13 protein-coding genes and 1 tRNA gene are annotated in these 12,086 nt (G+C 54.5%); 3 read left to right on the forward strand and 11 right to left on the reverse strand.

All coding sequences use genetic code 11. The annotated features are described in order from the left end of the window. Positions 1-87 precede the first annotated feature (87 nt). A complete protein-coding gene (locus HGO37_RS08130) occupies positions 88-1,056 on the reverse strand; it encodes a LysR family transcriptional regulator (protein ID WP_250982893.1) in 969 nt (322 codons plus the stop codon). A 137-nt stretch (positions 1,057-1,193) separates the two neighbouring features. Between HGO37_RS08130 and HGO37_RS08135 the strand changes: the two genes are divergently transcribed. Beyond that, positions 1,194-1,808, forward strand: coding sequence for an FMN-dependent NADH-azoreductase (locus HGO37_RS08135; protein WP_250982894.1), 615 nt, complete (start codon positions 1,194-1,196; stop codon positions 1,806-1,808). A gap of 70 nt (positions 1,809-1,878) precedes the next feature. On the opposite strand, the gene HGO37_RS08140 is transcribed toward HGO37_RS08135, so the two are convergent. From HGO37_RS08140 to ilvA, 3 genes are all read right to left on the reverse strand, one after another. Further along, positions 1,879-3,144, reverse strand: a complete 1,266-nt coding sequence (locus tag HGO37_RS08140; RefSeq protein ID WP_250982895.1) for a GGDEF domain-containing protein — start codon at positions 3,142-3,144, stop codon at positions 1,879-1,881. Positions 3,145-3,269: 125 nt separating this feature from the next. Next, positions 3,270-3,578: an HlyU family transcriptional regulator gene (locus HGO37_RS08145; protein WP_250982896.1), complete on the reverse strand. Its 309-nt coding sequence runs from the start codon at positions 3,576-3,578 to the stop codon at positions 3,270-3,272. A gap of 64 nt (positions 3,579-3,642) precedes the next feature. Continuing rightward, a complete protein-coding gene (gene ilvA, locus HGO37_RS08150; protein WP_371815235.1) occupies positions 3,643-4,923 on the reverse strand; it encodes a threonine ammonia-lyase in 1,281 nt (426 codons plus the stop codon). A gap of 75 nt (positions 4,924-4,998) precedes the next feature. Between ilvA and HGO37_RS08155 the strand changes: the two genes are divergently transcribed. Further along, positions 4,999-6,456, forward strand: coding sequence for a TrkH family potassium uptake protein (locus HGO37_RS08155; protein ID WP_250982897.1), 1,458 nt, complete (start codon positions 4,999-5,001; stop codon positions 6,454-6,456). Between the two features lie 102 nt (positions 6,457-6,558). Beyond that, on the forward strand, positions 6,559-7,017 hold the full coding sequence (locus tag HGO37_RS08160; protein WP_250982898.1) for a hypothetical protein: 459 nt from the start codon (positions 6,559-6,561) through the stop codon (positions 7,015-7,017). Positions 7,018-7,093: 76 nt separating this feature from the next. Here the strand turns inward: HGO37_RS08160 and HGO37_RS08165 are convergent. The 7 genes from HGO37_RS08165 to HGO37_RS08195 form a co-directional block, all read right to left on the reverse strand. Beyond that, positions 7,094-7,178 (reverse strand) — tRNA-Leu (locus HGO37_RS08165). Between the two features lie 49 nt (positions 7,179-7,227). Further along, the gene (locus HGO37_RS08170) at positions 7,228-7,953 is read right to left on the reverse strand and encodes a thermonuclease family protein (RefSeq protein WP_250982899.1); all 726 of its coding nucleotides are present in this window, start codon (positions 7,951-7,953) and stop codon (positions 7,228-7,230) included. A 133-nt stretch (positions 7,954-8,086) separates the two neighbouring features. Beyond that, positions 8,087-8,629, reverse strand: coding sequence for a MerR family transcriptional regulator (locus HGO37_RS08175; protein WP_250982900.1), 543 nt, complete (start codon positions 8,627-8,629; stop codon positions 8,087-8,089). Between the two features lie 251 nt (positions 8,630-8,880). After that, complete coding sequence (locus tag HGO37_RS08180) at positions 8,881-9,219, reverse strand: integration host factor subunit alpha (protein ID WP_192487499.1); 339 nt, start codon at positions 9,217-9,219, stop codon at positions 8,881-8,883. Positions 9,220-9,382: 163 nt separating this feature from the next. Continuing rightward, positions 9,383-10,354, reverse strand: a complete 972-nt coding sequence (locus HGO37_RS08185; protein WP_250982901.1) for a beta-ketoacyl-ACP synthase III — start codon at positions 10,352-10,354, stop codon at positions 9,383-9,385. A gap of 4 nt (positions 10,355-10,358) precedes the next feature. After that, entirely contained in the window at positions 10,359-11,420 is a 1,062-nt protein-coding gene (gene plsX / locus HGO37_RS08190) for a phosphate acyltransferase PlsX (RefSeq protein WP_192487497.1), read from the reverse strand. 99 nt (positions 11,421-11,519) lie between these two features. Beyond that, on the reverse strand, positions 11,520-12,083 hold the full coding sequence (locus tag HGO37_RS08195) for a YceD family protein (RefSeq protein WP_250982902.1): 564 nt from the start codon (positions 12,081-12,083) through the stop codon (positions 11,520-11,522). Positions 12,084-12,086 lie beyond the last annotated feature (3 nt).

Raw genomic sequence — 12,086 nt, forward strand, 5'->3', positions numbered from 1 at the left:
AAAACAAAAGAGGCAGAGCAATTGATGTTGCTCTGCCTTTTTATTTGCGCGGTTTCCTGAAGAAACGCTTATCCTTGGGGGCAGCGCCTATTCGGCAGCCACCACCCTGACCGCCGGTTTTGTGCGGCTGATCATCTTGGTGAAATCCTGATGGTTGAGGCACATTCCAAGCCGCTGGCGGAACGCTTCCACCATCCAACTTGAGGCAGGCCCAAGAGGGGTCGAGACCTTGCGCATGGCATAAAGCGGGTACTCGCCCTGCTCATAGGCTTCAAGCTGCAGGTGGACCAAACGACCGGCGGCCAGATCATCCTGCAAAACGGAGGCCGGCAAGCCACCCCAGCCCAGACCACCAAGAATGAGGTTGTGTTTGGTGGCAATGTCGCTGACACGCCATATCTTGTAGGACAGCACATTGAACTGGCGGCTACCTGTCAGGCCCGACGCATCAGTGACCACCAACTGCACCTCGTCGCGCACATCCGCCAAGGTCAGTGGACGGCCCAGCAACACAAGCGGGTGGTTCGGCGCGGCCACCGGCAACATGAAGGAATGGCCGACCTTTTCCGAGAAGATATCGTCCTGCGGTTTGATTGCCGCTCCACCAAGGCCGATCGTCGCCTGCCCGCTGGCCACCATGTCGGTGACCATTCCCAGTTCGCCGACATTGAGGCGCAGCGAAACGGAGGGGTATTCATCCCGAAACTCACGCAAGACTTCGACAACCGCACGATTCGGTACCATGGTGCTGATGGCAACCGAAACTTCGGCCTCCAAGCCCTGACGCAAGCCTTTGGCGCGGGCCCGCATGACCTGAAGATCGGAGACGATACGCCGGGCGTCCTCGATCATCGCCTTGCCCGCATCGGTCAGTTTTGGCTGGCGAACGCCATTGCGTTCGAACAGGTTGACCTCCAGTTGCGCTTCAAGATTGGCAATGGTGTAGCTGATAACCGACTGGGCGCGGTTCAGGGCACGCGAAGCTGCTGAAAAGCTTCCGGTTTCTGCCACCGTCAAAAACACCTGCAATTGGTCGAGTGTTGGATTGGCGTCCATGTCTTATCCATTTCATCGATAATTCAAATCTATATTATCACAGTTTTTTCGATGGCTCCATTCAACAATATATGGCTCAAACAGAACGGTTCTCCCTGCCCGCTCTGACCTCCCAAGGCTTATTCGAAGGAAATGACATGTCTAATATTCTGCTGATCACATCGAGCCCACGTGGCGAAGATTCCGTTTCCAACAAGGTTGCGACAGACCTGGCTGAAAAGCTGAAGGCACAGTCCGGCAGCAACATTGTGCGCCGCGACTTGGCAGCTGAGCCAATCCCGCATCTTGATACTGTGACCACCAACGCTATCCGCAAGCCTGCTGAAGCCCGTTCGCAGGAAGAGGCTGTTGCTGCCGATTTCTCCGACAAGCTGGTTGCAGAACTGATGGCTGCTGACACCGTGGTTATCGGCACCGGCCTGATCAACTTCAACATCTATTCCGGCCTGAAGTCCTGGATCGATAACGTTGCACGCGCTGGCCAGACCTTCCGTTACACAGAAAGCGGCCCAGTTGGCCTGGCAACCGGCAAGAAGATTTATGTCGTTCTCGCCGCTGCTGGCGTTTACTCCGAAGGCCCAGCCGTTTCCATGAACCACGCTGTTCCCTACCTGAAGACCGTTCTTGGTTTCATGGGCATGACCGACGTTGAAGTTGTTTACGTTGAAGGCTTGGCTTTCGGCCCTGAAGCCGTTGAAAAGGCACTCTCCTCTGCTCACGCAAAGGTTGAAGAACTGGCAAAGGCTGCCTGATAATTTTGTGAGCGCTTGCTTGCCTGATTGATTCAGCGGAGCGCTCCAAATCTTTCTTTTTGAAAGATATTCAGTCCTGCAAGACTTCATAACGGCCGCGAACCTGATCGCGGCCGTTATTTTTTGCCTCATAGAGACGCACGTCAGCCTGGGCGAGCAGCGTGTTGAAGCTCAAGCCATCTTCCTGCGAGGTGGCAACACCAATACTGAGTGTCAGCAAGGTGCCATCGGGGCGCCTGACCCCTTCATAAAAACTGCTTTGGACGGAACGGGCAAAGGCCATGGCCTTGTCGTGATTGGTCGATGGCAGGAAGATAACGAACTCCTCCCCGCCAAACCGGTACAGCCGGCCGAATGCCTCCGTCTTGCGTGACAGAACGGCGGCGACGGCCTTCAACACCTCGTCGCCTTTCAGGTGACCAAAACTGTCATTGATCGATTTGAACCGGTCGATATCAATGATCAGCAGGCTGGCAGGGGTATCGTCGCGCAGGCTGGTATCCAGCGCCTTTGGAATTTCCGCTTCCATGCGGGCCCGGTCGGGCACACCTGTCAGCACATCCACGCCGGACCGCGACAGCAGATCTTCATACCGTTCGCGAAAGGTCAGGTCGTTGAACACGTCGCCGACATTGCGGTTGTTGCTGGCAAAGGCCCTGGTGGTCGTGACATTCTGATAGACCGCAAACATCATCGTATAGAGGCAGACTGCCAGCAGCTTGGCCTGCCATCCGTCAAAGAACACCTGCGCCGGAGCATCATAGAGATAGTATAAACCGGCGTAAAAACCGGCCTGATCGAACGTCAGGATAACGGCACCACAGATAGCAAAGCGCAACACAATGCGACGGCGCAGAAAGGTACCAAGCTTTTCGTAAAGCAGAATGATGCCAATGGAATCGAGGTAGAGGAATGCTGTTCCCCAAACCATCAGGATGCCCATTTCATCGAGAAAACCGGTGTTGATCGGCTGACCCGGTGTCAGGGTGGAAACATGATGGAATTTTACGAGCTGGGCGATGGCAACGGTCAGCAGGTTACCGAGAAACAGGCCATAGATCGGCTGACGGACAATGGCGGCATCTTCCTTCATGTACAGCATGAGGATCATCATCAGCTTGCCGGCAAACAGGATGGAAGACCCTGGAGATGCCACGCCAAACGGCAGCTGGATGTAAAACACCGCTGCCAGATAGGTTTCCATGAAATGCATGACACCAAGCGCTGTCAAAAACACCCCAAGCCCCAGCTTGTTGCGAAAATGCAGGAAGCAGGTCATGACGGAAAAATAAAAGACGGCCTCGACGAGGAAAAGCGCCAGATTAATGAATTCCATCGCCAGCCATCCTGAGAACTGTTCAGCCAGTTCGTGTTACGCAAACATCGCGCCCGCGCAGCCTAACGCAGGATGGCAAACGGATTATTAAGATGGAATTTGAGGGCATTTACGCTTTGAGATGCCTAGTTGTTTGAAAACAGCGTGGCACCGCTCTGGTCGATAATTACCTTGGCCTTGCGAATGGTAAATTCGTTGGCATCATCAAGCGATGTGAAAACATCGGCGCGCACGAATTTGTGGCTCAAAACTTCACCATTGACGGTTTTCTCGATACGGCCTGCAAGGCGAAACTGTGCGCCTTCCTTCAACGGTGTCGGATAGATGGCGAAGTCGCCATAGATTTCCGGTTCAGCAGTAGATGCAGCAGGTGCTGCAGCATCCGAATTGCCCGAACCAAACGCCGAAAAGAGTTTCGAGAAGAAGCCAGCCATATGTCTTTCACTTTCGCAGCAATTGTGCAAACGGCGAGCCTTCGTCGCCTGCACAGATGTTTCGTCAGATAATCAGGTTCGCGAGTATATCGTTTTCAGTGATATCCTCATAGCCTAGGCCCGCTTTCTCAAAGCGCTCAAGCAGGCCAGTGAAGTTTTCACGCGAACTGGTTTCGATACCAATCAGGATCGAACCGAAGTTACGCGCCGACTTCTTGAGGTATTCGAAACGGGCAACGTCGTCGTCCGGTCCCAGCAAATCCAGGAAGTCACGCAGGGCACCTGGGCGCTGTGGCAGGCGAAGAATGAAATACTTCTTCACACCACGATAGCGCATGGCGCGTTCCTTGACGTCAGGCAGGCGCTCGAAGTCAAAGTTGCCACCGGACACGACAGCAACCACTGTCTTGCCTTCCAGCTTTTCACGACCCAGCGTTTCCAGTGCCGTAATGGAGAGCGCGCCGGCAGGCTCGAGAACCACACCTTCAACGTTCAACATTTCGGAGATGGTGACGCAGATGGCGTTTTCCGGCATCAGGTGAACCTGCTCGGACGGAAAATGCTTCAATGCTTCGAAGTTGAGGTCGCCGATACGGGCAACGGCTGCACCATCCACAAAGTTGTCGACCTTGTTGAGCGTAATCGGCTGGCCTGCCTCAAGGCTTTTCTTGAGGCTTGGCGCACCTTCCGGCTCGGTAAACAGGAAGCCGCTCTGTGGGATCAGGTCAGCGAAATAACCGGTGATTCCGGCAGCAAGGCCACCGCCGCCAACCGGCAGCACAACCAGATCCGGCACGGTGCCCTCAGGCAGCTGCTGAAGGATTTCATCGGCAACAGTCGCCTGCCCTTCGATGATGTCTTCATGGTCGAATGGCGGCACCATGCAGCCACCGATCACTTCGACATGCTCACGGGCGGCCGCATAGCACTGGTCAAAGATATCGCCGATCAGACGAATGGTGATGAACTCGCCACCAAAGGCGCGGGTCTTGTCGATTTTCTGTTGCGGTGTGGTAACCGGCATGAACACCACGCCCTGAACGCCGAAATGGCGGCAGGCAAAAGCAAAGCCTTGCGCGTGGTTACCCGCAGAAGCGCAAACGAATATCTTGTTGTTCCCCGCGTCATCATTCTGCATGGCCTTACGCAGAAAGTTGAACGCGCCTCTAATCTTGTAGGAGCGAACAGGCGTCAGGTCTTCACGCTTGAGCCAAATTCGGGCGCCGTAGCGGTTGCTAAGATATTCATTCAGTTGCAGCGGCGTTTCAGGAAATAGTGCCCTTACCGCCTGCCGTGCTTCCTCGACATGCTTCTTATCCACGATTATCGTTCCATTGAAATTCACGATGGCACCCGCTATGCCATATGCGAACGTCAGAGACAAAGACTCTTTGCAAAACAACCAACCGAGGCGACTTTTTTGAATACAAATCTGCTGCGCTCGGTGATGTATGTCGCGTCCATTTTCGGGCTTTACATGGCCACTGCCATGTTCATTCCGGCCATGGCGGATCTCTATTATAAAAATAACGACTGGTCGGTGTTTGCCCTGTCCGGCTTCATGTGCGGCGGCTTCTTCCTCGCCTGCGCGCTGGCAACCCGTGGACAGACACCACAATTCAACAAACGTTTCGGCTTTCTGCTGGTTAACGTGTTGTGGTTGGTTTTCTCCCTGGTCGGTGCGATCCCTTTTTATCTCTCCGAACTGGACCTGACCTTTGCTCAGGCGGTTTTTGAATCCGTTTCTGCCATCACCACCACTGGCTCCACCGTCATTTCCGGTCTGGACACAGCACCACAGGGCATCTTGATGTGGCGTTCGCTGCTGTGCTGGCTCGGTGGTATCGGTATCGTGGCGCTTGGGCTGTTCATCCTGCCGCTGCTGCGGGTCGGTGGCATGACCTTCTTTCGCATGGAATCATCCGATACCGGCAATGACCGTCCCTTTGCGCGCCTCGCGCATTTCACGCGGGCGTTTGTCGGCATCTACATGCTGATGACACTAACGTGCACGATTGCCTATGACATGGCCGGCATGAGCCATTTCGATGCGCTGAACCACGCCATGTCGACAGTGGCAACCGGTGGTTTCTCGACACATGACGCGTCCTTTGCCTATTTCGACAGTATCGCGCTGTTGTGGATCGCAACGATCTTTCTCGTTCTCGGCAGCCTGCCATTCTCGATCATGATTTTGCTGGCCGTCAAACGACGTCTGAACATTGTGCGCGATCCGCAGATTGCGGTGTTTCTCGGTTACCTCACGGTCATTTCCATCGCGGTTGGCGTTTATCACCACCTGCGCAACGGTGTGCCGCTGGATTCGGCGCTCAGCCACTCCTTCTTCAACGTAACCTCGATCCTCTCCACCGGCGGCTTTGCCAGCGACGACTACACGCTGTGGGGACCGTTCGTTGTGGTTGTGGCATTCTTTGCCACCTTCATGGGTGGCTGCTCCGGCTCGACCGCTGGCGGCATCAAGGCCTATCGATTCGTCATCATCTTTAACGTTGCCAAGACCGGCCTGAAAAAGCTGATCTACCCCAATGCGGTCTACTCGGTGCGGTATGGCGATCAGGTGGTTGACCCTGAAACCATTCGCACCGTGTTCCTCTTCCTCAGTTGCTTCATCGCTCTTTGGATCGGTGGCAGCCTGGCGCTCAGCGCCATGGGCTATGACTTCCTGACCGCAACCTCTGCCGTTGCCACATCACTCGCCAATGTCGGCCCCGGTATCGGCCCGATCATCGGTCCGGTTGGTAACTTCTCGACCATCACCGACCCTGCCCTTTACGTGCTGTCAGCCATGATGCTGATGGGCCGTCTGGAAATCCTGACAGTGCTGGTGATCATGATGCCGATTTTCTGGAAGAACTGACGGACGGCATCCGCCCAACACTGGCTTTGAGAAACTCAGCCTCGCGCAAGAGTTGGCTTTCACGCATAAGCTCAACCAATTCGTTTCCAGAGGCTGTTATTGATGTCGTCTCGTCTCACACTCTGCGTCACAAGCCTTGTTTGGTTGGCAGTGAACGCAAGTTCGTCATTCGCGCTTTCGCCCTGCCCTCCACAAGACGAACTTAAAGCTTACGCAAAAACGATTGTTGAGGCCCGCATTAGGTCACTTTCAATAAGTCCATCAGGTTTGCTGGATGAAGACAAACTTCCAATACAAGCCGTAAAAGCCAAATTTGAAATAGAACGCGTTATAAAAGGCAGTCTTGAACAAAAAGCAGTCGTTGTTTACGGCACAAGCTTTTCACCCGGGCCATTTAAAGAACTGGCTATGATGGCACTTTTATATGGGCTTGAAGGCCACGACAGCTTTGAGTGGGAACTATCTCGCCAAGATTTGGGTGAGTCGCTGGCTTATTACTCGATAGGTGGTTGCGCTTACTACAAGTTCCCTGATTTCAAAGATCTCGGCAACGACCAGTGACTTCCGGCTGGTAGCAAGACACGTCGACGAACAGTAAAATACACGGGGAACGTTATGACCGACATCAAGCGGTGTTTGGTGCAGACGGCGGGACTTGAACCCGCAAGACCGAGGTCGGCAGATTTTAAGTCTGCTGCGTATACCGATTTCGCCACGTCTGCTTGCGGCTTCATCTACACAGCGACAAGCATTCTGGTCAACTCCTGCTTATCAGCACCATGACTGATTTTTTGCATTGGCCGGACGTGCCAGCCCTTCCCGGATCAGTTGCTCTCCGAAGGAGGCGCCGGAACGGCTGATAACCTTGCCATCCGCCGCCCCTGGGGCAACATCGAATGCGCCGTGGTTCAGCATGTCGCGCAGCCTAACCTTGGCAGCAAAGCCCCGCTGGCGCTCATTCAGGCAGCGGGCATTGTCAGTCTGCGGCACGACGATACCAGCGATTCGCACCTTGGTGCCCTTCAACCAGAATGTATCGCCGCTGGCCACACAGTTGTTGAGACCTGACATGCCACAAAATGCGAAGGATGCCTTCGCGGCTTTCTGGATGTCCTTGCTGTCTTCAGACTTAACCTCGGCTGGCCGAGACGCCGGCACGGTCGCATTAAGGGCAACCGGCATCGGAACGGCGCGCGGTGGCACAGGCACCTCATTGGCAGCCTGCTTTTGTACCTTGGCAACAGGGCTTTCCGGCCTCACGGGCTTTGGCGGAATAGCCGCTGTTTTGAAAGAAGAGACATCTTTTTTCGGTGCAGCGGCGGTCTGGCTGCTGCTGGCCTTTGTCGTGCGGGTTGACAACGGCAGAAGATTGTCACGATGTTCGTAAACCTGAATTCCGCCCACAACGAGCGCGCAGACACCGAGCAAAGGCCACAGGCTCTGTCCGGATTGCTTTTTTGCCGGCTTACGGCGGGTTCTGCTTTTTGTGCTGCTCACGCGAAACACCCCTTTTTGTCCGATTCGCATTGTCGGCAAAAGGGGTTTCCAAAAGGTTGGCAAATGTTATTATGCCAACCGAGTTGCTGATTTCAGCTGCTTTTTTCTGTTGAGAACAGAATGGAAACTGGTGTCAGCGAACCTGATCCAGCAAGCGCTTGCATTCCAGAAGGTCAAAGAGCGCCTCCTGCAGCAGCGCCTGGTCATCCTTGGTGATGCTGGACTTGCCGATCGAGATTTCCGGCGTATCGCTGTTGGTCGAACCACCGCCAAAGCCAAAAAAACGGCCACTTGGCTTTGCCTTGGGACGGCCGACGACTTCATCATCGTCAGGATGTGCAACGCGCGGTTCGGCAGTTTCCTTCTCGCCGCTTGCCGCCATGATAGCTTCCATCGTCGCCATATCGCCGGAAGCGATGGCAGCAACAAAACGGTTGCCATTGGCTTTCAGAAGCTTCTGAACGCCCTTGATGGTGTAGCCATGATCGTAAAGCAGATGGCGGATGCCCTTGAGCAGGTCCACATCATCAGGCCGATAATAACGGCGGCCACCGCCGCGTTTCATTGGCTTGATTTGTGGAAACCGTGTCTCCCAGAAACGCAATACGTGCTGCGGCAGATCAAGGTCGTCAGCCACCTCACTAATGGTTCTAAAGGCGTCAGGGCTCTTGTCCAAACTTCACTCCATCCAAACCGCCCAAACGGCATATACAGGGCTCACAACGCTCAACAGAATGGCGAGTGCCTGAGCCAAGCTCACAGATTGCCGACAACAGAATCAGCAATAGAGCAGCATGTTGAAAACATGTGTGGGATTATGATGTGAGTCGTACTTATTTCAATGGCTTGAAGCGCATAATTCATGCGTTTTCACAATAAGAACGCGCAATGGGAGCCAAGCTCCCATTTATGTTGTCACAAAAATCTTCAGTTACCGGGATTTTGCGGCTTCTGTTTTGCTTTTCTGGAGGCATGTGCCTTGAGAATGCGCTGCTTCAAAACGTTGGACGCCTTGAAGGTCATCACGCGACGCGGAGAGATTGGAACTTCTTCACCGGTCTTTGGATTGCGACCGATACGTTCGTTCTTTTCACGGATCTGGAACGTGGCGAAGGACGAAAGTTTTACGACTTCCCCGCGGGTGATCGCATTACAAATTTCATCGATAACCGTTTCGACCAGCTCTGCGGATTCCGTACGGGATAACCCGACCTTTCGAAAAACCGACTCTGCAAGATCTGCACGCGTAACTGTCTTCCCGGCCATTTTTCCCCGCACAAAAATTTATATGGTCTCAATGAAGCCGCCAGAGATTATTTCTCTAAAGACGACCGGTCAAGCGGTTGTTTTTGAATCTGTTTTATCTCTTCGAAACGACGTCTAAGGGTATAATTGCAAGGCGAAGAAAATACAACGCCTTGCAAGCATCTTACCAGCGCAGCAATACCGCGCCCCAGGTGAAACCGCCACCCATGGCTTCGAGCATGACGAGGTCGCCCTTCTTGATACGTCCGTCACCGGCAGCAACGGCTAGTGCCAGCGGAATGGACGCCGCAGAGGTGTTGCCGTGCTGGTCAACGGTGATGACCACCTTCTCCAGCGGAATACCCAGCTTCTTGGCGGATCCGTCGATAATGCGCTTGTTGGCCTGGTGTGGCACCAGCCAATCGAGATCGTCAGCCGTCGTGCCAGTGGCATCGAATGCAGCCTCGATAACATCAGTAATCATGCCAACGGCGTGCTTGAAGACTTCACGGCCTTCCATGCGCAGATGGCCGACTGTACCTGTCGAAGACGGGCCACCATCCACATAGAGCTTGTCCTTGTGTGTGCCGTCGGAACGAAGCTGCGATGCAAGAATTCCGCGATCGGAGGTTTTACCCTCGCCCTCGCCTGCTTCCAGCACAACGGCACCGGCGCCATCACCGAACAAAACGCAGGTGGTGCGGTCTTTCCAGTCGAGAATACGCGAGAAGGTTTCCGCGCCGATCACCAGAACGCGCGTTGCCATGCCGCCGCGGATATAGGCATCCGCCGTGGTCATCGCATAGACGAAGCCGGAACAGACAGCCTGCACGTCAAAGGCAAAACCGCCTGATATGCCCAGGCGGTTCTGGATGTTGACGGCAGTGGCCGGAAACGTGTTGTCGGGCGTAGAGGTCGCCACGATGATCATGTCGATCTGGTCGGCTTCAATGCCGGCATTGGCAAGCGCTGCACGGGCAGCTGCTTCGCCCAGCGATGCGGTGGTTTCACCCTCGCCTGCAATGTAGCGCTGGCGGATGCCGGTGCGCTGTACGATCCACTCGTCGGTGGTTTCGACAACGCCTTCGATTTCCTGGTTGGTCATGACACGTTTTGGAAGTGCCGCCCCGAAACCGCGAACGATTGAACGGATCATTTTATTATTCCTCATCATCCACGGTCGCTTCGGGGCCAGGTGGCGGCAAGCGTCTTGCGTGGTAAATCTTGAGATCGTTTTCTATCTTGGCGTTCAGTCCGTTATGGACCATGTCATAACCGACATCGATAGCAGACGCGAAACCGAGAGCGTCGGTACTCCCGTGGCTTTTAATGACAATGCCGTTCAGGCCAAGAAACACGCCGCCATTGACCTTGCGCGGATCCATCTTCTCACGCAGCACATCAAAAGCGCTCTTTGCCAGCACATAGCCAATCTTGGCGATGAAACTGCGGGAAATCGCTTCCTTCAACAATGTCGAAATCTGGCGTGCGGTTCCCTCAGCGGTCTTCAGGGCAATATTGCCAGTGAAACCTTCGGTCACCACCACGTCGACGGTACCCTTGCCGATGTCATTGCCTTCAACGAAACCACGATAATCGATTGTACCGAGGTCTGCTTCGCGAATAAGGCGTCCTGCTTCGCGCACCTCGTCCTGACCTTTGACCTCTTCAACGCCAACATTGAGAAGACCAACGGTCGGACGGTCAATATCAAACAGCGCGCGCGCCATGGCGCCGCCCATCAGGGCAAAATCGAGCAACTGCTGCGAATCCGCACCAATCGTTGCACCAACGTCCAGAACGATGCTTTCGCCTTTCAAGGTAGGCCAGATGCCAGCAATCGCAGGCCGCTCAATACGCGCCATGGTCCGCAGGCAGAATTTCGCCATGGCCATCAGTGCACCGGTATTGCCGGCAGAAACGACAACATCCGCCTCGCCTGCCTTCACCGCTTCAATGGACTGCCACATGCTGGAGACGTAACGTCCGCGCCGCAAGGCCTGACTTGGCTTCTCATCCATAGCGACGGAAACTTCGCAATGATGGAAAACAGACCGCTCGCGCAGTTTGGGATATTGCGCCAAAATCGGTTCGCACCGTTCCTTCTGGCCATACAATATAAATGTCACGTCATTGTGCCGCTCCAGTGCTTTTGCGGCACCTGGAATGGCAACATCAGGGCCGAAATCACCACCCATGACGTCAATTGAAATTCTGATCACTCGTCACTGATCCTTCTGGCCGCCGCTGCGGCGGGATTGCCGGGGAAAATACCGTTTCCGCCTTCCGTTACAACCAATTTCTTTCACGTGGCGGCTCGCCTAGTCCTTTTTCCAGTCTTTCAACACGGCAAATGGCGAAGGTTTGCGATCTTCCTGCGTTTCCTTCTCACCGAAACCGGCAAACTCTGCGCCCTCCTTGCGGGGATAGGGATCGATTGCAAGCGCAACAAACTCGGCCACGACCTCGCCTGCATCCACCGTATCACCGGTAAACTGCTCGGGAATGTCAGGTCCATCCGGGTCCAGAACCATTTCACCTTGGTCATTGGTGATGATCCGGGCCAGTTTGGAACCTTCGGGAACGAAGATCTGCTCGACCTGTTCATCGATGCGGCTGGTGATCGGCTCCAGCGTAACAATGCAAGCCTGTGTGATGGTCGCCTGAACAGAACCGAATATTTTTATTCCGTCCTTCTTCCAACGAGAAACCTGCAACTCGGCCTTCAGCGCTTCCACAGACAATACGTTCCACGACTTGGCAAGCGCCTTCAGCTCATCCTTGTCCGCCTCCAGAGCAATCCTGACCGGATTGGCAGAAATATGGCCAACCTTGACCGGGTAGGAAAATGGCGCGTCGTCGTTGTCAGGTCTGTAGTCGCTCATGAG

Source organism: Rhizobium sp. CG4, assembly GCF_023701965.1.
Taxonomy (GTDB): Bacteria; Pseudomonadota; Alphaproteobacteria; order Rhizobiales; family Rhizobiaceae; genus Agrobacterium.

Bases quoted from the DNA above. Each gene is read 5' to 3' on its own strand.
- HGO37_RS08195 (WP_250982902.1), bottom strand. From the start codon at position 12,083: ATGAGCGACTACAGACCTGACAACGACGACGCGCCATTTTCCTACCCG.
- HGO37_RS08140 (WP_250982895.1), bottom strand. From the start codon at position 3,144: ATGGAATTCATTAATCTGGCGCTTTTCCTCGTCGAGGCCGTCTTTTAT.
- HGO37_RS08160 (WP_250982898.1), top strand. From the start codon at position 6,559: ATGTCGTCTCGTCTCACACTCTGCGTCACAAGCCTTGTTTGGTTGGCA.
- HGO37_RS08145 (WP_250982896.1), bottom strand. From the start codon at position 3,578: ATGGCTGGCTTCTTCTCGAAACTCTTTTCGGCGTTTGGTTCGGGCAAT.
- HGO37_RS08135 (WP_250982894.1), top strand. From the start codon at position 1,194: ATGTCTAATATTCTGCTGATCACATCGAGCCCACGTGGCGAAGATTCC.
- HGO37_RS08130 (WP_250982893.1), bottom strand. From the start codon at position 1,056: ATGGACGCCAATCCAACACTCGACCAATTGCAGGTGTTTTTGACGGTG.
- HGO37_RS08180 (WP_192487499.1), bottom strand. From the start codon at position 9,219: ATGGCCGGGAAGACAGTTACGCGTGCAGATCTTGCAGAGTCGGTTTTT.
- HGO37_RS08185 (WP_250982901.1), bottom strand. From the start codon at position 10,354: ATGATCCGTTCAATCGTTCGCGGTTTCGGGGCGGCACTTCCAAAACGT.